At 71.6% G+C, this 19758-nt stretch carries 20 protein-coding genes; 10 read left to right on the top strand and 10 right to left on the bottom strand.

Annotation, left to right across the window (positions count from 1 at the left end):
* Nucleotides 1-2: 2 nt before the first annotated feature.
* The gene (locus tag N8I84_RS17720) at nt 3-1532 is read left to right on the top strand and encodes an MFS transporter (RefSeq protein WP_263230441.1); all 1530 of its coding nucleotides are present in this window, start codon (nt 3-5) and stop codon (nt 1530-1532) included.
* A gap of 231 nt (nt 1533-1763) precedes the next feature.
* On the opposite strand, the gene N8I84_RS17715 is transcribed toward N8I84_RS17720, so the two are convergent.
* Nucleotides 1764-2267 carry a MarR family winged helix-turn-helix transcriptional regulator gene (locus N8I84_RS17715; RefSeq protein ID WP_263230440.1) on the bottom strand — a complete coding sequence of 168 codons (504 nt, stop codon included), beginning with the start codon at nt 2265-2267 and terminating at the stop codon, nt 1764-1766.
* Nucleotides 2268-2403: 136 nt separating this feature from the next.
* Between N8I84_RS17715 and N8I84_RS17710 the strand changes: the two genes are divergently transcribed.
* Complete coding sequence (locus tag N8I84_RS17710) at nt 2404-3210, top strand: dioxygenase family protein (RefSeq protein WP_263230439.1); 807 nt, start codon at nt 2404-2406, stop codon at nt 3208-3210.
* Nucleotides 3211-3233: 23 nt separating this feature from the next.
* Here N8I84_RS17710 and N8I84_RS17705 read toward each other — a convergent pair whose 3' ends face one another.
* Nucleotides 3234-3773, bottom strand: a complete 540-nt coding sequence (locus N8I84_RS17705; protein ID WP_263230438.1) for a GNAT family N-acetyltransferase — start codon at nt 3771-3773, stop codon at nt 3234-3236.
* A gap of 210 nt (nt 3774-3983) precedes the next feature.
* On the opposite strand from N8I84_RS17705, the gene N8I84_RS17700 reads away from it, so the two are divergent.
* Together N8I84_RS17700 and N8I84_RS17695 are read left to right on the top strand one after the other, a co-directional pair.
* Entirely contained in the window at nt 3984-4985 is a 1002-nt protein-coding gene (locus N8I84_RS17700; RefSeq protein WP_200420740.1) for a sigma-70 family RNA polymerase sigma factor, read from the top strand.
* A gap of 282 nt (nt 4986-5267) precedes the next feature.
* Nucleotides 5268-5924 (top strand): TetR/AcrR family transcriptional regulator, encoded by a 657-nt coding sequence (locus N8I84_RS17695; RefSeq protein WP_390898909.1) that lies wholly within the window; start codon nt 5268-5270, stop codon nt 5922-5924.
* Between the two features lie 135 nt (nt 5925-6059).
* Here N8I84_RS17695 and N8I84_RS17690 read toward each other — a convergent pair whose 3' ends face one another.
* Nucleotides 6060-7022 carry a helix-turn-helix transcriptional regulator gene (locus N8I84_RS17690; protein ID WP_263230437.1) on the bottom strand — a complete coding sequence of 321 codons (963 nt, stop codon included), beginning with the start codon at nt 7020-7022 and terminating at the stop codon, nt 6060-6062.
* Nucleotides 7023-7083: 61 nt separating this feature from the next.
* On the opposite strand from N8I84_RS17690, the gene N8I84_RS17685 reads away from it, so the two are divergent.
* The 5 genes from N8I84_RS17685 (at nt 7084) to N8I84_RS17665 (ending at nt 13188) form a co-directional block, all read left to right on the top strand.
* Nucleotides 7084-8655, top strand: coding sequence for an MFS transporter (locus N8I84_RS17685; protein ID WP_263230436.1), 1572 nt, complete (start codon nt 7084-7086; stop codon nt 8653-8655).
* A 137-nt stretch (nt 8656-8792) separates the two neighbouring features.
* Nucleotides 8793-9554, top strand: a complete 762-nt coding sequence (locus N8I84_RS17680; protein ID WP_263230435.1) for a DeoR/GlpR family DNA-binding transcription regulator — start codon at nt 8793-8795, stop codon at nt 9552-9554.
* Nucleotides 9551-10504 (top strand): 1-phosphofructokinase, encoded by a 954-nt coding sequence (pfkB, locus tag N8I84_RS17675; RefSeq protein ID WP_263230434.1) that lies wholly within the window; start codon nt 9551-9553, stop codon nt 10502-10504. Before N8I84_RS17680 ends, pfkB begins: the two co-directional genes overlap by 4 nt.
* A gap of 169 nt (nt 10505-10673) precedes the next feature.
* The gene (locus N8I84_RS17670; protein WP_263230433.1) at nt 10674-12722 is read left to right on the top strand and encodes a PTS fructose transporter subunit IIABC; all 2049 of its coding nucleotides are present in this window, start codon (nt 10674-10676) and stop codon (nt 12720-12722) included.
* A 199-nt stretch (nt 12723-12921) separates the two neighbouring features.
* Nucleotides 12922-13188, top strand: a complete 267-nt coding sequence (locus N8I84_RS17665) for a hypothetical protein (protein ID WP_263230432.1) — start codon at nt 12922-12924, stop codon at nt 13186-13188.
* Here N8I84_RS17665 and N8I84_RS17660 read toward each other — a convergent pair.
* The 3 genes from N8I84_RS17660 to N8I84_RS17650 all read right to left on the bottom strand — a co-directional run bounded on the left by N8I84_RS17660 (nt 13185) and on the right by N8I84_RS17650 (nt 16606).
* Nucleotides 13185-13976 carry a DUF6227 family protein gene (locus N8I84_RS17660; protein WP_263230431.1) on the bottom strand — a complete coding sequence of 264 codons (792 nt, stop codon included), beginning with the start codon at nt 13974-13976 and terminating at the stop codon, nt 13185-13187. The genes N8I84_RS17665 and N8I84_RS17660 overlap by 4 nt on opposite strands.
* Nucleotides 13977-14169: 193 nt before the next feature.
* Nucleotides 14170-15378, bottom strand: a complete 1209-nt coding sequence (locus N8I84_RS17655) for a L,D-transpeptidase (RefSeq protein ID WP_263230430.1) — start codon at nt 15376-15378, stop codon at nt 14170-14172.
* Nucleotides 15379-15568: 190 nt separating this feature from the next.
* Nucleotides 15569-16606 (bottom strand): P1 family peptidase, encoded by a 1038-nt coding sequence (locus N8I84_RS17650; RefSeq protein ID WP_263230429.1) that lies wholly within the window; start codon nt 16604-16606, stop codon nt 15569-15571.
* 141 nt (nt 16607-16747) lie between these two features.
* Between N8I84_RS17650 and N8I84_RS17645 the strand changes: the two genes are divergently transcribed.
* Entirely contained in the window at nt 16748-16954 is a 207-nt protein-coding gene (locus N8I84_RS17645; protein WP_263230428.1) for a hypothetical protein, read from the top strand.
* 61 nt (nt 16955-17015) lie between these two features.
* Here N8I84_RS17645 and N8I84_RS17640 read toward each other — a convergent pair whose 3' ends face one another.
* From N8I84_RS17640 to N8I84_RS17625, 4 genes are all read right to left on the bottom strand, one after another.
* Nucleotides 17016-17435, bottom strand: coding sequence for an MscL family protein (locus N8I84_RS17640; RefSeq protein ID WP_390899036.1), 420 nt, complete (start codon nt 17433-17435; stop codon nt 17016-17018).
* A gap of 201 nt (nt 17436-17636) precedes the next feature.
* Nucleotides 17637-18212 carry a hypothetical protein gene (locus N8I84_RS17635; RefSeq protein WP_263230426.1) on the bottom strand — a complete coding sequence of 192 codons (576 nt, stop codon included), beginning with the start codon at nt 18210-18212 and terminating at the stop codon, nt 17637-17639.
* A gap of 218 nt (nt 18213-18430) precedes the next feature.
* Complete coding sequence (locus N8I84_RS17630) at nt 18431-19264, bottom strand: S-methyl-5'-thioadenosine phosphorylase (RefSeq protein WP_263230425.1); 834 nt, start codon at nt 19262-19264, stop codon at nt 18431-18433.
* A gap of 130 nt (nt 19265-19394) precedes the next feature.
* Entirely contained in the window at nt 19395-19700 is a 306-nt protein-coding gene (locus N8I84_RS17625; protein ID WP_263230424.1) for an FmdB family zinc ribbon protein, read from the bottom strand.
* Nucleotides 19701-19758 lie beyond the last annotated feature (58 nt).

The following is a 19758-nucleotide window of genomic DNA, read 5'->3' as shown; positions in this document are numbered from 1 at the left end:
CCATGTCTCAAACAGCCTCAACGGCCCCCGGCGTCCCTGACGCCAACCGCTGGAGGGCGCTCGTCTTCATCGCGCTCGCCCAGCTGATGGTCGTCCTCGACGCCACCATCGTGAACATCGCCCTCCCGTCCGCCCAGCAGGACCTGGGGATATCCGACGGCAACCGGCAGTGGGTCGTCACGGCCTACGCCCTCGCCTTCGGCGGTCTCCTCCTCTTCGGCGGCCGGATCGCCGACCTGTGGGGCCGCAAGCGCGCCTTCGTCATAGGCCTGACCGGCTTCGCCGCCGCCTCCGCGCTCGGCGGCGCGGCGACCACGGGCGCGATGATGTTCGGCGCCCGCGCCCTCCAGGGCGTCTTCGGCGCCATGCTCGCCCCGGCCGCGCTCTCCCTGCTCGCCGTGATGTTCACGGACGCCAAGGAGCGCGCCAAGGCGTTCGGCATCTACGGCGCGATCGCCGGTGGTGGCGGCGCCGTCGGCTTCATTCTCGGCGGTGTGCTGACCGAGTACCTGGACTGGCGCTGGACGTTCTTCGTCAACATTCCGTTCGCCGTGGTCGCCGCGCTGGGCGCGTACTTCGTCATCCGTGAGCCGGAGGGCGGCCGCAACCGCAACCCGCTCGACATCCCCGGCGTCCTGCTGTCCACCCTCGGCCTGGTCTCGCTGGTGTACGGCTTCACCCGCGCCGAGTCCGACGGCTGGGGCGACTCGCTGACCGTCGGCCTGTTCGTCGCCTCCGCGGTCCTCCTGCTGGCCTTCGTCGTCACCGAGGCCAGGGTGAAGGCCCCGCTCCTGCCCCTGCGCGTGGTCACCGACCGCAACCGCGGCGGCATCTACCTCTCGCTCGGCATCGCCATCATCGCGATGTTCGGCACCTTCCTCTTCCTGACCTACTACCTCCAGGTCGTGAAGGGCTTCTCGCCGATCAAGACCGGCTTCGCCTTCCTGCCGATGATCGCCGGCATGATGGTCGGCTCCACCCAGATCGGCACCCGGCTGATGACCCGGGTCCCGGCCCGGGCGCTGATGGGCCCCGGCTTCCTGGTCGCCTCGGTCGGCATGCTGCTGATGACCCAGCTGGAGATCGGCTCCTCGTACGCCTCGACGATCCTGCCGGCCATGGTGCTGCTCGGTCTCGGCATGGGTACGGCGTTCATGCCGGCCATGTCCCTGGCCACGCTCGGCGTCGAGCCCCGGGACGCCGGTGTCGCCTCCGCGATGGTCAACACCTCGCAGCAGGTGGGCGGCGCGATCGGCACGGCCCTGCTGAACACGATCGCCGCGTCCGCGACGACGTCGTACATCAAGGACCACATCGCCGGCGCGACGTCCAAGTCCCAGCAGCAGCTGGTGGCGCTGCAGGGCCAGGTGCACGGCTACACCAACGCGATCTGGTTCGCCGTCGGCATGCTGGTGCTCGCCGCGGTGATCGTGGTGACCCTGGTCAACGCCGGCACCCCCGGCTCGACCACCGTCTCCGGCTCCGAGGAGGGCGCCCGGGACGACCTGGCCGTCCCGGTGGTCGCCCACTGAGGCGCCTTGGCAGGGGTACCCGTAGAGAACCGAGCATGAATGTACGGACGAGGAAGGGGACGTCTCGGCCGTACGCATGAAGGGGGTCCGCCCCGGCTCCGCCGATCCGGCGGGGCCGGGGCGGAGCCGTGTCCGGTGCGGGTGGGGCGGATTCGTGATCGGTGCGGGTCGAGGGCCGACCCGTGTCCGGTGCGGGCGGGGTGGGCCCGTCTGTGAGCGTCCGCCCGCGGCTCAGCGGAGCCAGGGCAGGTCCGCCTCCGCGTCCTTGGGCTGCAGTCCCTCCGCGATGATCGACATGATCTCGCCGAGGGACTTCTGCTGCTCGGGGGTGAGCCGGTCGAACAGGGCCTGGCGTACGGCCGCCACATGGCCGGGCGCGGTGCGCGCCAGCACCTCGTACCCCTCGTCCGTGAGGACCGCGAGCTGCCCCCGCTTGTCGGAGGGACACTCCTCGCGCCGCACCCAGCCGCTCTTCTCCAGGCGCGCGACGGCGTGCGAGAGCCGGGAGCGCGTGATCTTCGCCCGCATGGCCAGCTCGGTCATCCGCAGCCGCCGCCGCGGCGCCTCGGCGAGCTGGACGAGCAGTCCGTAGTAGACGTGCGGCATTCCCGCGTCGCGCTGCAGCTGGCGGTCGAGGTGGTCCTCGAGAAGGGTGACGGCGTGCATGTACGCACGCCAGATGCGCTGCTCCTCGTCGGTGAGCCAGCGAGTGTCCTCAGCGGGTGCCGTCTTCATGACTCCACTGTACGAGGCGCCTTCTTGAAATTTAAACAAGTGGGGCGTACCCTCGCGAATGAGAGAGCTTGAGACTTCAAGCAATCGCATCTTCAGGGGCACGTCGCACCGTTGCCGCACGAAGGGAGCCGCCGTCATGTCCGCCGCCGTCGAGGAGCGCACCGCGCCCCAGCGCATGCCCGCCCTCTACCTGAGCCACGGTGCGCCCCCGCTGGCCGACGACCCGGTCTGGCCCGGCCAGCTCGCCGCCTGGTCCGCCGACCTGCCGCGCCCCAAGGCGATCCTGATGGTCTCGGCCCACTGGGAGGAGGCCCCGCTCGCCCTCGGTGCGACGCGCACTGTTCCGCTGGTCTACGACTTCTGGGGCTTCCCCGAGCACTACTACCGGGTCCGGTACGAGGCCCCGGGCGCCCCGCAGCTCGCCGAAGCCGTCCGCAAGCTGCTGCACGCCCCCGGCACCCCCGTCCAGGACATCCCGGACCGCGGCCTGGACCACGGCGCGTACGTCCCGCTCGTCGAGATGTTCCCCGAGGCCGACATCCCGGTCCTGCAGATCTCCATGCCGACCCTGGACCCGGTGAAGCTGATGGAGATCGGCCGCAAGCTGGCCCCGCTGCGCGACGAGGGCGTCCTGATCGTCGGCTCCGGCTTCTTCACCCACAACCTGGCCGCCCTGCGGCACGCGGGCGGGGGAGTGCCCACCTGGTCCTCGGAGTTCGACGACTGGGGCCGCCGCGCCCTGGAGACGCGCGACTGGGACGCCCTGCTGGACTTCCTGAACAAGGCCCCGGCCGGCCGCTACGCCCACCCGCGCACCGAGCACTTCGCCCCGCTGTTCGTGACGATGGGCGCGGCGGAGGCCGGCGGTGAGCTCGACGCCCAGAGATCCGTGATCGACGGCTTCTGGATGGGAATGGCGAAGCGGTCGGTGCAGTTCGGATGACGGTGGCCGGACGCCGGCTCCAGCTAGACGTCCCGATGAAGGCCCTGCTGGAGGTCCTTCTCGTACCAGGCCACGTCCCAGTACCGCCCGAACTTGCGGCCCACCTCCCGGTAGGTGCCGACGTGGCGGAAACCGAAGCGTTCGTGCAGGCGCACGGACGCTTCGTTGGGCTGGGCGATGCCCGCGTACGCGCGGTGCAGGTCCTCGCCCGCCAGGGCCTCGAAGAGGGCCCTGTAGAGGTGCCCGCCGACGCCGCGGCCGGTCGCGTGCGGGGCGAGGTAGATCGTGACCTCGACCGAGGTCGCGTACGCCGGCTTCGGGCGGAAGGGGCTGGATGTGGCGTACCCCAGGATCTCCTGTGACTCGGCGTCCGCGGCAACCATCAACCGGTGCGGCCCGTCTTCAGGGTGGGAGAGCAGCCAGGGGCGGCGCTCCTCCGCCGTGAAGGCCGTGGTGTCGAATGTGATCGGCGTCTCACGGACGTAGTGGTTGTAGATGTCCGTGAGAGCTTCGAGGTCGCTCTCCGCTCCCGACCTGACCTGCACGCGACTACTCTCTGCCATTGCCCCGCCTCCCAGTGTGGCGGGACAGGGTACTGCATGATCAGAAAAAATGAGGGGCGGGTTGGGAATTCTGTCCGGATTCCAGTCGTTGTTTCCTTCGGATGCCGGGCACCCGGAAGGGTGGCCGAATCGTTACCAGACCATCCGCTAGCCCTCCCCCACTCTCGGCTTCGCTCGAGCGGGGGGGACCCCCAACGCAAGGGAGCACGCATGGCAACCCGTGCCGTCGCCCGTCGCCAGGCCGCCGAGGGCGAAACCATCGACGCCGCGGCAAGCAGTGTTCGCGCCCAGGGCGGAGACATCGCCGACCGCGACCTGGTCGGCATGTACCTCGACGAGATCGCGCGTACGCCCCTGCTCGACGCCGCCAAGGAGGTCGAGCTCTCACAGATCATCGAGGCGGGCGTGTTCGCACGGCAGATCCTCGACGGTGAGGAGGAGGCCAAGGCGGATGCCACCCGTGAGGAGCTCGAGGCCCTGGTCGCCGAGGGGGAGCGGGCCAAGGACATCTTCATCCGCTCCAACCTCCGACTGGTCGTCGCCGTCGCGCGCCGCTATCCGCGCAGCGGCCTGCCGCTGCTCGACCTGATCCAGGAGGGGAACGCGGGCCTGGTGCGCGCCGTCGAGAAGTTCGACTACCGCAAGGGCTTCAAGTTCTCCACCTACGCCACCTGGTGGATCCGTCAGGCGATCACGCGGTCGATAGCGGACCAGTCGCGCACCATCCGGCTGCCCGTCCACCTTGTCGAGGAGCTGGGCCGCATCCGCCGCGTCCAGCGGGAGTTCAACCGTGAGAACGGCCGGGACCCCGAGCCCGCCGAGATCGCGGCCGAGCTGGACTCGTCGGCGGAGCGCATCAGCGACGTCCTCGACTGGGCGCGTGACCCCGTCTCGCTGAACATGTCGGTGGACGACGAGGGCGAGACCCAGTTCGGCGACCTGCTCGAGGACACCTCCGCGGTGTCGCCGGAGCAGTCGGTGCTCACGCTGCTGCGCAGCGAGGAGTTGGACGACCTGATCGGCCGGCTCGACGACCGCACGGCCTCGATCATCAAGATGCGGTACGGCATCGAGGACGGTCGGGAGCGCACGCTGACGGAGGTCGGCAAGGAGCACGGCCTGACGCGTGAGCGCATCCGCCAGATCGAGAAGCACGCCCTGCTGGAGCTGAAGAAGCTGGCCCGCCAGACCGGCTTCGACGCGGCGGCGTAACGACGGTGCAGTTGCCCCGCATCGAACACGCGGGTCCGGGGCACAAGACCTCCGGGTCCCGCGACCGCACGGTTCGTCCAACCACAGAGCCGAGTCCCGACGCACTCCCCCCGGCGCCGGGACTCTCCCCGGGCCGGTCCCCGGCGCCACTCCCCCCTGGCGCCGGGGACCGGCTCTTCGTATGTCCGGTCACGGCAGGGGCACGTCGACGGGTCGCCCCGGACCTGAACCCCGGGGCGGCCCGGATGGCAGATTGTGCCACAGCGGCATAACCTGCCGTTCATGAGCAGTACCGCACGTGGCACGTCCCTGACCGAGCGGCGCAAGGCGGCGACCCGTATGGAGATCGCCCGGGCCGCCGCGGGGCTGTTCATGGCGAACGGCCTGCGTGCCACCCGCGCCGAGGACATCGCCCGCGCCGCCGGGATCGCCCCGCGCACCTTCTACCGCTACTTCGCGACCAAGGAGGAAGCGCTCGCACCGCTCTTCACTGCGGGCGCCCACCGGTGGACCGACGCCGTCCGCGAAGCCCCCGCCGGCCTCACCGTCGCCGAGGCCCTGCGTCACGCGGTGCGGCACACCCTCACCCCGGGCACCGGTGTGTCCGCCACGTCCCTGGAGTGGGTCCGCACCCTGCTGCGCCTCACCGAGTCCCACCCCGCGCTGACCAAGGTGTGGGCGGAGATCTGCCAGGCGGCCGAGCGGAAGCTGGCGGAGGTGCTCGCGGCACGGGCGGGTGACGGAACGCCGGGTCAGGTCACCCCGTCCCTCCGGTTCGCCGCCGCCGTGGCCAGTGCGGCCGTCCGCGTGGCGGTGGAGAGCTGGGCCGCGGGCGACACACCGGCCGGCGGCCCGGGCGGGCCCGCCGCACTCGCCGTACGCAACCTGGACGCCCTGCGGGACTTCCCGTGGACGGCGGCCGAGCCGGACTCCCCGTGAGAGGGCGGCCGAGCCGGACTCCCCGTGAGAGGGCGGCCGAGCCGGACTCCCCGTGAGAGGGCGGCCCAGCCGCGCCCTCACCCCGCCGCCCGGCTCAGCCGCAGCCGCACTCCGCCACCCGGCCCAGCCGCGCCCTCACCCGGCCGCCCGGCTCAGCCGCGCCCCCAGGTCCCGTACCGAAGCGACGAGGTCGGCCGGACGGTGCACCGTGAACTCGCAGTCCACCAGCGCGAGCCGTACGGCCAGCCACTCCACCGAGTCGCTCGCCACGCCCCGCAGTCGGCAACTGTGCTCGTCGAGCGGTTCCGGGGCGCCGACCCACCGGGGTATGCGCGCCGCGACGAAGTCGGCGGGGGCCGCGAAGGTCGCCTCGAACTCGAAGGTCTCCTGCCGCCGGTACACCGACTGCCGCAGATACTCCGCCGCACTCCCGGTCGGCAGTTCCCGCGGCGTGAACCGGGCACCCGTCGCGAACGGCTCGGTGACCCGGTCGACCCGGAACGTACGCCAGTCCTCGCGCTCCAGGTCGTAGGCGACGAGGTACCAGCGGCGCCCCGTCGACACCAGCCGGTACGGCTCCGCCAGGCGCCGCGAGGGTGTGCCGTCCCCGGAGCGGTACGCGAACCGCAGCCGCTCCCGGCCCGCGATCGCCGAAGCCATCACGGTCAGCGTCTCCGGCGCGATGCTCGCCCCGTCGCCGCTGGCCAGAGCGGTGGTGGCGGCCTGGAGCGTGGTGACGCGGTGGCGCAGCCGGCTCGGCAGCACCTGCTCCAGCTTGGCCAGGGCCCGTACCGAGGCCTCCTCCACGCCCTCCACCGCGTGCCCGGCGCCCGCCCGGAGCCCGACCGCGATGGCGACGGCCTCCTCGTCGTCGAGCACCAGCGGTGGCATGGCCTTTCCGGCGACCAGCCGGTAACCGCCGTCGGCCCCCTTGCTGGCCTCCACGGGATAGCCGAGCTCGCGCAGCCGGTCGATGTCACGCCGCACGGTGCGACGGGACACCCCGAGCCGCTCGGCGAGCTCGCCGCCGGGCCACTCGCGCGGTGTCTGCAGGAGGGACAGCAACTGGAGGAGCCGTGCCGGAGTGTCGGTTGTCATGTGTCGAGGATGCCTGAGAACTAGGACGCGATCTGACCTAATCGGCCCCTAGCTTCAGGGCATGACCTCCACCGAGACACTCAGCAGCCGTACGGTCGGCGCGGGCGACCGCCGACGCTGGTTCGCGCTCGCGATCGTGATGACCGCGGCCTTCATGGACCTTGTCGACGTCACGATCGTCAACATCGCCATCCCGTCGATCCAGCGGGACGCGGGCGCCTCGTTCAGCCAGATCCAGTGGATCACCGCCGGTTACGCCCTCGCCTTCGCCGCGGGACTCATCACCGGCGGCCGGCTCGGCGACATCCACGGCCGCAAACGCCTCTTCCTGATCGGCATCGGCGGCTTCACGCTCGCCTCGGCGCTGTGCGGCTTCGCCGCGAACCCGGAGATGCTCGTCGCCTCGCGGATCCTCCAGGGCGCGATGGCCGCCATGATGGTGCCGCAGGTGCTGTCGATCGTGCACGCCACCTTCCCGGCGCACGAGCGGGGCAAGGTCTTCGGCCTGTTCGGCGCGATCGTCGGGCTGGGTGCCGTCTCCGGGCCGCTCCTCGGCGCGCTGCTCACCGAGTGGAACCTGTTCGGGCTCCAGTGGCGGCCCATCTTCCTGATCAACCTGCCGGTCGGCGTGGTCGCGTACCTCCTGGGCCGGCGCTTCATCACAGAGTCAAAGGCTCCGAGGGCCCTGCGCCTCGACCTCGCCGGCGTCGCCCTGGTCACGCTCGGCCTGCTGATGCTGCTCTACCCGCTCACCCGTGGCCGGGAGCTGGGCTGGCCGCTGTGGGGGTACGCGTCGATGGCGGGTGCGTTCGTCGTCTTCGGTGCGCTGGTGGCGTACGAGAAGCGCAAGACCGCGCGCGACGGTTCCCCGCTGGTCGAACTGTCCCTGTTCCGGGTGAAGAGCTTCGCGGCGGGCATCGCGGTGCAGACGGTGTTCGGCGTCGGCCTCGGCGTGTTCTTCCTGGTCTGGACGCTGTACATGCAGGTCGGCCTCGGCTGGAGCGCGCTGCGGGCCGGACTGACGGGCGTGCCGTTCTCGATCGCGGTCTCCACCGCGGCCGGGATGTCGGTGCAGAAGCTGGTCCCGCGCTTCGGCCGCAAGGTGCTGCAGGCGGGCGCGCTGGTGATGGCGGCGGGCGTGCTCCTCTACATGGCGGAGGCCCACCGGTACGGCCAGTCGATCGCCTCCTGGCAGATGGCGCTGCCGCTGGTGGTCATGGGCGTGGGCATGGGGCTGATCGTCGCCCCGCTGACGGACGCGATCCTGTCCGAGGTGCCCCGCGAGCACTCCGGATCGGCGTCCGGCCTGATCAACACGGTGCAGCAGATGGGCAACGCGCTCGGCCTCGGGCTCGTGTCGGTGGTCTTCTTCGGCGAGATCGGCGACCGGCTGACCCCCGCACAGGTGGGCCCGGCCTTCGTGCACGCCTTCCAGCACGCGCTCGGGTGGGTGGCGGCGGTGATGCTGGTGATCTTCCTGCTGATGTTCGCGCTGCCCAAGCGGCCGGCGCAGCATGTCGAGGGCGGTGCCGAGGACGGTGCCGCGGAGGGCCCCGAAAGGGGCGCGGGGAGCGGCGCGAGCAACCACACACAGCCCGCGGACGGCGCACAACCCGTCGGGGCGGCCCGGTAGCCGAGCCCGCAAGTCGGCGCAGCGCACCGCGCCCGTTCGTGTCCGTTCTGTAGCCCCAACCTGTTTACTTTCCGGAAATTCGGACGTAGCCTCCGACCTGAAACCACACGTTCGGGCATGGTCGGAGGTGAACAGACATGTACGCGCCGGAGCGACAGCAGGAGATCCTGCGGCTCGCCCGTGACGGCGGCCGGGTCGATGTCGTCTCGCTGGCCGAGGAGTTCCAGGTCACGGCCGAGACCATCCGCCGCGACCTGAAGGCCCTCGACCGGGCGGGCCTCCTGCGCCGCGTGCACGGGGGTGCCATCCCCGCCGGGCGCCTCGACTTCGAGCCGGATCTGGCCGAACGGGAGTCCACCGCGGCCGACGAGAAGGACCGGATCGCCAAGGCGGCCCTCGCGGAGCTGCCGAGCGGGGGCACGATGATCCTCGACGCCGGTTCGACGGTCGCACGGCTGGCGGGGGCGATCCCGCTGGACGCGCAGCTCACCGTCGTCACGCACAGCCTGCCCACCGCGGCGCGCCTCGCGGACCACCCCGGCATCCAGCTCCATCTGGTCGGCGGGCGCGTCCGGCACCGTACGCGCGCCGCCGTGGACGCCTGGGCGCTGCGCGCCTACGGGGAGATCCGCGCCGACGTCGTGTTCATCGCCGCCAACGGCTTCTCCGCCGACCACGGACTGACCACGCCCGACCTCGCCGAGGCCGCCGTCAAGCGTGCGGCGATCCGCGCCGCGCGCCGGGTGGTGCTGCTCGCCGACTCCTCCAAGCACGGCCAGGAGCACTTCGCACGTTTCGGCAACCTCGGTGATGTGGACCTGCTGATCACCGACAGCGGGCTGAGCCCCGAGGACGCCACCGCGATCGAGCGCGGCGGCACGGAAGTAGTGCGCGCATGATTCTCACCGTCACCCCGAACCCCTCCCTCGACCGCACGTACGAGGTCCCGTCCCTGGACCGCGGCGAGGTCATCCGGGCCACCGGGGAACAGGTGGACCCGGGCGGCAAGGGAGTGAACGTCTCACGCGCGGTCGCGGCCGCCGGGCAGCGCACGGTCGCGGTCCTGCCCCTGGGCGGTGCGCCGGGCGCCCTCGTCGCCAACCTGCTGCACTCCCAGGGCATCGACGTCGCACCGGTCCCGATCACCGGAGTCACCCGCTCCAACATCGCGGTCGCCGAACCCGACGGCACCCTCACCAAGATCAACGCGCCCGGTCCGGAACTGTCCCCCGCCGAGGCCGAACTCCTCCTGGAGACGGTCCGCGCGCAGTACCAGGCGGCCGACACCACCTGGATCACCTGCTGCGGCAGCCTCCCGCGCGGTCTCGCCCCGTCCTGGTACGCCGACCTGGTGGCCCGTGCCCACGCCGCGGGCGCCCGGATCGCGCTCGACACCTCCGGTCCCGCGCTCCTCGAAGCACTGCGCGAGCGCCCCGACGTGGTGAAGCCGAACGCCGAGGAACTCGCGGAGGCCGTCGGGCGCCCCCTCGTCACGGTGGGCGATGCGGCCAAGGCGGCCGAGGAGCTGCGCTCGATGGGCGCGGGCGCCGTGCTCGCGAGCCTCGGCGCGGACGGACAACTGCTGGTCAACGCCGCCGGCACATGGTTCGGCAGCGCCCGCGTCGATGCCGTACGCTCCAACGTCGGGGCCGGTGACTCCTCGCTCGCCGGTTTCCTGATCGCGGGCGGCAGCGGCCCGGAGGCCCTGGTCTCGGCCGTCGCCCATGGCGCCGCGGCGGTCCAGCTGCCCGGCAGCGTGATGCCGACCCCCGCCGACCTCGACCTCTCCGCCGTCACCGTCACGTCGGAGGTACCCGTGGACCGCGTGTTGACGGAGCCCGTCTCATGAGCGCGCACCCGACGCGGCGGCAGGGGGCCCTCGCGCTCGCCGCAGCCACCCGAAGGCGGGGTTTCCCCGGCCCCGCCGCCCCCTCCCTCCCCGTAGCACCTCACCTCACCCCCGTCCCCACCACCGCCCACGACAACCCCCGGGCGATACGCGTGCGAAGGAGCCCGCGATGAGCGAGATGATCACCGCGGACCTGGTCGACCTCGACCTGTCCGCCGAGACCAAGGAAGCGGCGGCCCGTGCCCTCGCCGAGCGGATGGTGGCCCAGGGCCGGGTGACCGACCTCGAGGGCTTCCTCGCCGACGTGGCCGCCCGCGAGGCGCAGATGCCGACCGGCCTCGACGGCGGCATCGGCATACCGCACTGTCGCAGCGAGCACGTCACCGAGCCGACCCTCGGCTTCGGGCGCAGCGCCCGGGGCATCGACTTCGGTGCCGCGGACGGCCCGGCCGACCTGATCTTCCTGATCGCCGCCCCGGCGGGCGCGGACGACGCGCACCTGACGATCCTGTCCTCACTGGCCCGCCAGCTGATGAACACCGAGTTCACCTCCGCGCTGCGGTCCGTGAAGGACGCGGCGGCCGCGGCCGCGCTCATCCGCGGCGACGAGGCTCCCGCGGCGGCTCAGGCTCCGGCTGCGGCCGAGGCCCCGGCGGTGGCCGAGGAGCCCGCCACCTCCGCCGTCTCCTCGGAGGCGGCCGGTGAGGAGGCGGACGGGCGCCCGTTCCGTATCGTCGCCGTCACCTCCTGCCCGACCGGTATCGCCCACACCTACATGGCCGCCGAGTCGCTGGAGAACGCGGGCCGCGAGGCGGGTGTCGAACTCGTCGTCGAGACGCAGGGCTCGGCCGGCTTCACCCGGCTCGACCCGGCCGTCATCACGGCGGCGGACGCGGTGATCTTCGCCCATGACGTCCCCGTGCGGGAGAAGGACCGCTTCGCCGGCAAGCCGACCGTCGACGTGGGCGTGAAGGCGGGCATCAACCGGCCCGCCGAGCTCATCGCCGAGGTGCGCGCGAAGGCCGAGCGCGGCGAGGTGACCGCTCCCGCCACCGGCGGTACGCCCGTGGAGCGCGCCGGCGAGTCCGGCGAGGGGTACGGCACCAAGCTGCGCAAGTGGCTGATGTCCGGCGTGAGCTACATGGTCCCGTTCGTCGCCGCGGGTGGTCTGCTCATCGCCCTCGGCTTCGCGATCGGCGGCTACAAGATCAAGTCGGCGCCCTCCGTCATGGACCACTTCGTGTGGACGCAGACGGACAGCTGGGCGGCGCTGCTGTTCCAGATCGGCGCCGTGGCGTTCGGCTTCCTCGTCCCGGTCCTGGCGGGCTACATCGCCTACGGCATGGCGGACAGGCCCGGCCTGGTCCCCGGATTCGTGGGCGGCATGATCGCGTCCACCATCAACGCGGGCTTCCTGGGCGGCCTGGTGGCCGGCCTCATCGCCGGTGGCGTGGTGATGGGGATCCAGAAGGTCAAGATCCCGCCGGCGCTGCGCGGCATCATGCCGGTGGTGGTGATCCCGCTGATCTCCTCGGCGATCGTCGGGTTCCTGATGTTCGTCGTGATAGGCAAGCCCATCGCCTCCGCGCAGAAGGGCATGACCGACTGGCTGAACAGCCTCTCCGGCACCAACGCCATCCTGCTCGGCGCCCTGCTCGGCGTGATGATGTGCTTCGACCTCGGCGGCCCGGTCAACAAGGTCGCGTACACCTTCGCCACCGCCGGTATCGCGGTCTCCAACCCGAGCGACTCCGCGATGAAGATCATGGCCGCGGTGATGGCCGCCGGTATGGTCCCGCCGCTGGCGATGGCGCTGGCCACCACCGTGCGCGGCAAGCTCTTCACGCACACCGAGCGCGAGAACGGCAAGGCCGCCTGGGTGCTCGGAGCCTCCTTCATCTCCGAGGGCGCGATCCCGTTCGCGGCGGCCGACCCGCTGCGCGTCATCCCCTCGTCCATGGTCGGCGGCGCCATCACCGGCGCCCTGTCGATGGGCTTCGGCGCCACGCTGCGCGCCCCGCACGGCGGCATCTTCGTGGTCCCGCTGATCGGCAACCCGTTCCTCTACCTGCTCGCCCTCGTCGCCGGCGTGTGCGTGACCACGGCCCTGGTGGTGATCCTGAAGGGCATGCGCAAGCAGAACCCCGAGGGCTCCGCGAAGGAGGCCGCGGAAGCGTCGGTGTCGGCCCGTGACTCCAAGCAGCCCGTCGCCGCCTGATCCGGCGGCAGTGACAACGCGGTTGGGCCGCGTCCCTCAACAGGGGCGCGGCCCAACCGCCTTATTGGCGTGCTTACCTCGTCCTTTGCCCGTCTTCGCCGCGACTGGCCTTAGACGTCGTACTCATCACAGTGGTCGCACCTGCGAGATTGGTCACGGTCCGGTGCTGGAAGCCCGGTTGGTGGTGTCTACTGGAGGCATGTCCGCGCACGAGTCGATCCCTCTGGTGGTCTCCGTGGTCGTCGCCGCCGTAGCGACCGGCCTCTGGGTGATCGGCCTGTTCCAAATGCACCGCCAGTACCGCAAGGGCGTGATCCGGCGCGGAACCCTCCGCGGTGTCCCCCGGCAGCGATGGACGGCCCCCCACTGGGACTCGGTCCACCTCACCCCTGCCGAACGGGACGCTTTCGCCAACCTGGTACGGCGCTTCCGTGACGGCCGCTCCCAGGGGCACCCCGGAAGCTAGTTCCCCGGCAGGCGCTGAACGGTGTCCGTCGGCTGGCCCAGCGTCGCCGCGCGGCGCTCCATCGCCTCCCGGGCCGCCTCTTCGGTCGCGTACACCTCGCACATGTGCCGGCCGTCCGGTGTCGCCGTGTGCTCGACCTCCCACAGGGACAGCTCCCTGCCGTCCTGCAGCAGGAACGCGTGCTCGTACAGCGAGAAGCACAGCGCCGCCCCCGCCTGACCGGCCCGGGGCGGCCGCCCGAACGCCTGCGTGATCTCGTGCGCGAAGGCCGAGTCCAGCAGTAACGTCGACAGGTCCACGCCCGGCCGGTCCGGGTTCTCCGCCCGGCGCAGCAGCCGGCGCGCGTGGTCCGCCGAGTCGTCGGGCACGTAGGCGTGACGGGGCTCGGGGACCTGAGGCAGCTGTGCCGGCACCGGCAGTTCGAAGTCCGGTGTGTCCGATGACAGCGGGAGCCGGGCCGTGGCGGTGCGCAGCTCCTCCGCGTCCACGTACACCTCGTGCTCGAGATGGCCGCCCGGCGCCGTGTTGTGGACGAGTTCCCACAGGGTGACGGCCGTGCCGTCCGCGAGCAGCCAGGTGTGCCGGTAGGTCTCGCGGTGCAGCCCCGCGCTGTGGTGCGCGGAGTGCAGTGAACTGTCGTACGCCAGCGCGCAGTCCAGGCACCCGATCGTCTCGTCGGGCAGCTCGAAGGAGTTCAGGGCGCGGCCGAGGAGTCGCGCGAGGTGCTCCTCAGGGGACTCCGGCGACCCGGCCGGCTCGTACGCTGCCGTCTCGTACGGAACGCTCAAGGTTTCTCCCGGCGTTGCTGCATGTCACCTTGTGGGTGCATACCGTAGCCCCTTGCTCGGACTTCGTGCCCGAGAACCGGGAAAACCCACGGTGGGAAAACGGACGGGCCGCACGGCATGTTCCCGCGAGGCCTGATCCGCTGTCATATGCCTCTGGAAGAAGGGCAGCTCATGGGGCTGATCGCGCGGCTGGTCACACCGTGCTTCCGGTGGTCCACTCGCTCCACGGCATGTTCCAGCCGTTGAGGCCGTTGTCCGGTGCGACCGTCGTGTCGGGGGAGTGCTCGACGACCACGACGTCACCGATGAGCGAGTTGTCGTAGAACCACTTGGCGATCGTGTTCCCCTGCGCGCCCTGCACGTCCTGCATGCCGACGCAGCCGTGGCTGGTGCCCTCACGGCCGAAGGGCGGGTTGCCCTGGTTGTACCAGTAATTGCCGTGGATGAAGGTCCCGGAGGTCGTCAGCCGCATCGCGTGCGGCACGTCCGGGATGTTGTACTCGCCGCCGAGGCCGACCGTCCGGCTGTTCATGCGCGTCTGCGGGAACTTCTCCGAGATCACCATCTGCCCGTTGTACGTCGTGTGCTGCGGGCTGCCGGTCGACACGGGAATCGTCTTGATGGTCCTGCCGTCCCGCACGACCGTCATGGTCTGGGTCTTCACGTCGACCGTGGAGACCTGGGAGCGCCCGATGGTGAACGTGACGGTCTTCTTCTGCACACCGCGGAGGCCGTTCGCGCCCGCCACACCGTCCAGGTCGATCTTCATCGTGACCTTGGAGCCGGCCTTCCAGTACTCCTCGGGCCGGAAGTCCAGGCGCTGCGCGTCGAACCAGTGCCCCACCACCTGCTGGCCGCTGCTGGACGTCACCGTGATGTGCGACTGCACGGCCTTCCTGTCGGTGATCGCCTTGTCGAACGTGAAGGACACCGGCATACCGACACCGACCGTCGCCCCGTCGTCGGGCGTGTACGTGCCGATGAAGCTGCCCGCCTGAGTGACCGTGGTGAAGATGGAGTTGGCGGCGGCGACCCGGTTGTCGGCGTCCTTGGCGGTGGCCGAGATCTGGTACTTCGTCCCGCGGTCCAGCTGCTCCTTCGGCTTCCAGGTCGTCCCGTCCGCGGAGATCTCCCCCGGCACCGCGGTGCCGGTTCCGGCCGCCGTCATCTTCACCTGGGTCAGCTTCCCGTCGCTGACCTTCACTCCGGTGGTGTTGATCGACGCGCCGGTCGAACCGTCCTTGGCGGAGATGGTGATCCTGGCGGCGGACACCTTGGCGGACTCCTGGGAGTCCTTGCCGCCCTTGTCGTTGTCGGCCGTGGCGCTGCCGCCGCAGGCGGTGAGGGTCAGGGCGCCGACCACCAGGGCGGCACAGGCCCCCAGCGCGCGCCGCGCTCGCATGTCCGGCGTTGTCACAGGCTTCTCCAGGTCGTCGGGCTGTGCGTTCGGTTGCGTGATCCGCTCGTGTACGTGGAAAGAGAGCGAACGCCGCGCTGAAGGGTTCCCCTCCGCCACGCCGCACGCCCTCACGTGACAGAACCGGGACAATCGCCCGCCACCCCGGGGCCTTTCGGCCTCTCATGCCCTCCCGTCATATCGTCTCTGCCGCGCCGTACAACTCCCCGTACGACGGCCACGCCCCGCCCGGTCCGTCCACCGACTCTGCGGCGCGCACCGCCCGTACGATCGCGCGCGTCACGAGGTCCGCGCCCGCCGCCAGCACCTCGTTCAGCGCGAGGGGATCCGTGGCGGCGAGCGGACGGGCGCCGGTCGCCAGCGCGAACACCGTGTCCCCGTCGTGCAGCAGGTGCGCCGGCCGCACGGCGCGCGCGAGACCGTCGTGCGCCACGCCTGCGAGCTTCTGCGCCTGCGCCTTGGTGAGGTCGGCGTCGGTCGCGACCACGGCGAGGGTCGTGTTCAGCGGCGGGCGCGCGAGGTGCGCGGCGGTTTCGGCGAGCCTTCGCCGCGCGGCCTCGTGCACCTCCCGCGCCGGACGCCCGACCCGGCCCTGGACCAACTCCCCGTACAGCGCGCCCGTCTCCGGGTCCGTCGCCGAGCCCACCGCGTTGCACACCACCAGGGCGCCCACCGTGATCCCCGAGTCCAGCACGGTGCTCGCGGTGCCGACACCGCCCTTGAGCGGTCCGACCGTCGCGCCGGTGCCCGCGCCCACGCAGCCCTCCGCCACGGGCGCGCCCGGCTCGCTCGCGGCCGCCGCCTCGACCGCCGCCCGGCCCATGGCCGCGTCCGGGCGGGCCCTGAAGTCACCGCCGCGCCCCAGGTCGAAGACGCAGGCGGCCGGCACGACCGGCACCACGTGTGACGGATCGGGGCCCACCCGCACCCCGCGGCCGTGGTCCTCCAGCCAGGCCATGACGCCCGACGCCGCGTCGAGCCCGTAGGCGCTGCCCCCGGTCAGGACGACCGCCTCGACCTTCTGCACCAGGTTGCGTGGATCGAGCGCGTCCGTCTCCTTCGTGCCGGGTCCGCCCCCGCGCACGTCGACCGCCGCGACCGCGCCGCCCTCCGGAGCCAGGACGACCGTGGTGCCGGTGAGCCAGCCGTCCCCGATCCGTGTGGCGTGACCCACGCGCAGACCGGCGACATCTGTCAGAGCGTCACGTGTCATGGACCCATGATCCTTCGCCGCGCGCCGGTCGTGACACCGCGCCGCAGAAATCCGCCCCGTCGGTGTCACCCCGTGGTGAGCGCCCCGGTCTGCGAGGCCGCGACGCCACGTCCTGGTCCACCGGAGACGTACGCTGGGGCCATGAGCGCCACCCCGACGTCCAACCCCGACCGCGAACCGCGGGATGCGAAGCCCGAGCCCAAGGACGCCCTGGTCTTCGACGACCCGCTGACCACGCAGTCGTCGGACGACACGGACCAGGGATGGGGCGAGCGGCCCCGCCCGAGCGGTGACAGCGCTGCCGATCTGGCGCGGTTCCTGGATGAGAAGCCGCCCCACCACCTGTGAGAGCCGTCACAGGGCCCGTTGTGGGCACTGTCCTGCATCCCGCGGTGCGTCTTGGCGTCCGTCAGGCGTCGGTCCGGTTCGGGCTGCGCTGCGCGAGGAGGGCGTCGCGGATCTCCTCGAGCACCTCCAGCTCGGTCACCTCGGACACGTCCCTGGTGCCGTGCTTGGCCTTGCGGCGGGCCTCCTGCCGGGCCAGGAACTTGGACATGGGCAGGACCATCAGGAAGTAGACGACGGCGGCGGTGATCACGAAGTTGAGCGTGGCGCCGAGGACCGAGCCCCAGAGTATGCGGACGCCCGTCGCGTCGGCGCCGGTGCCCGTGCACGGTCCCTTCAGACAGGAGCTGTAGCCGTCCAGGCTCTTGGTGCCGAGCGCACCCACGACCGGGCTGATGACGCCCTTCACCACGGAGTTCACGATGCCGGTGAAGGCGGCACCGATGACCACCGCGACCGCCAGGTCGACGACGTTTCCACGCATCAGGAAGGCCTTGAAGCCCTGCAGGACGCCCGGCACTCTGATCTCGCTCACCACTGGGACCCTTCTCGACTGCACACGCTTCGGAACGAACAGCTCCGCAACCTACGGCAGGGCGTACCACGGCTGTCCAGCCGCATGCCCTGAGGAGGGGGACCGGGCTCGGCGCGGCGCGGTCGCCCGCAGTGTGAAACAGGGCCGGGCTCAGCACAGCGTCACCGCCAGCCGTGAGGTGGCGCCGGCGCCGGCCAGGCGCGCGGCCGTGGGGCGCGGCACGGACAGCACCAGCAGGGCGCCGTTCTCCGTCGGATCGACATCGGGCACCCGCGTCACCCGGGCCCCGGCCGCGACGACCCTGGCCTCGCCGCCACCGTCGGCCGCGATCACGTCGACGCGGTCGCCGGGCCGCAACAGCCGCACGGTAGCCGCGTCCGCGATCCGCACGGGCGCCGTCACCGTCTCCACCGGGTGCGGCTCCCGTACGGCCGCCGCGGTCGGGCGGTCCCCGGTGTCCGGATGTCCGCGTGCGCCCTCGGACCCGCCGGGCCCCGCGGCGACGAGCGCGGCAGCGGTGACGGCCAGTCCTGCGGCCACGGCCCGCCTCCGGCACCGCACCACCCGCCGCAACCGCTGCCGCCCTCCTCGCACCCGTACGGGAGCGAAGTGCGGCACGGTACAGGTGGGAGGCGTGTCGGAACGCGGGGAGAGGCCGGCGGGCGGGTACGTGGGTGCCGGGACCGCCGCGTAGGGCTGGGGGGCGGAGGGGGAGATGCGGGGCATGCTGGTCACCACCTGTGTCGCGAGTGATCGGGTCGCGATCCACGATGACGCTTCGCGGTGGAGGCCGCGGACGGCTGTGGGTTACTCCGCGGTTGTGGACAACTCGCTCACCCGAACAAGGCGTTCCGCACCGCCGACCCCACCGCGGGGCCCACCGCGGCCGACCCCACAGCCACCCCTGCCAGCCGCTGCGGTCGCCCCCGCCGCGGCCGCCCCCGTCACGGCAGCTCGAACCCCGGGTTCATCCCGCCGAGCGCGTTCACGCACAGGCAGTCCCGCTCGGCGGTGGCGGGCAGCGCGGCCACCGCGTCGAACAGCACGCCGCGCAACCGGTCCACGTTCGCCGCGAACACCTTCAGCACCTCGTCGTGCGAGACGCCCTCCCCGGTCTCCGCCCCCGCGTCCAGATCCGTGACCAGGGTCAACGTCGTGTAGCACAGCTCCAGTTCACGAGCCAGCGCGGCCTCGGGATGGCCGGTCATGCCCACCACGGACCAGCCCTGTGCCCGGTGCCACAACGATTCGGCGCGGGTGGAGAACCGCGGCCCCTCGACCACGACCAGCGTTCCGCCGTCCACCGGCTCCCAGTCCCGCCCGCGGGCGGCCTTCAGAGCGACCGCCCGCCCGACCGGGCAGTAGGGATCGGCCAGGGACACGTGCACCACGTTCGGCACGGTGCCGTCCGGCAGCGGCAGCCCGTCGAAGTACGTCTGCACCCGGGTCTTCGTGCGGTCCACCAGCTGGTCGGGGACCAGCAGCGTGCCCGGCCCGTACTCCGGGCGCAGCCCGCCCACCGCGCACGGGCCGAGGACCTGGCGTACCCCGACGGAGCGGAGCGCCCACAGGTTGGCGCGGTAGTTGATCCGGTGCGGCGGCAGATGGTGGCCGCGCCCGTGGCGGGGGAGGAACGCCACCCGCCGGCCGGCGATCTCGCCGAGGAAGAGAGAGTCGCTGGGAGCCCCGTACGGGGTGTCGACCTGGACCTCGGTCACCTCGTCGAGGAAGGAGTAGAAGCCAGAGCCGCCGATGACACCGATCTCCGCGTTCGTCATGGCGAGCACAGTAGTCGCCCCGTACGGGCGTGCGAGCCGGCTGGGGAGAACTCGGCAGCAGCCACCTTCGGCGGGCTGGAAACCCCGAAAACCCCGCCGTCGGACGACGGCGGGGTCCCGCGACACGGACCTACGCGGCGGAGGAGTTGGTGCTCGACGACGAGGACGACGAGGACGACGAGGACGACGAGCCGGAGTCGGACGACGACGAGGAGGAGCTCGACGACTTCGACGACGCCGGGCTGCTGCTCGACGAGGAGCCGCGGCTGTCGTTGCGGTAGAAGCCCGATCCCTTGAAGACGATGCCGACCGCGGAGAACACCTTCTTCAGGCGGCCACCGCAGTTGGGGCACTCGGTCAGGGCGTCGTCGGTGAACTTCTGCACCGCCTCGAGGCCCTCGCCGCACTCGGTGCACTGGTACTGGTAGGTCGGCACTTGTCTTCCTCCTGGCACTCTCACTCAATGAGTGCTAACGACGATCCATAGTGACCTA

The organism is Streptomyces cynarae (genome assembly GCF_025642135.1).
GTDB classification, from domain to species: domain Bacteria; phylum Actinomycetota; class Actinomycetes; order Streptomycetales; family Streptomycetaceae; genus Streptomyces; species Streptomyces cynarae.
Note: the sequence above shows the minus strand (reverse complement) of the source record. Positions and strands in the feature narration are given on the sequence as shown.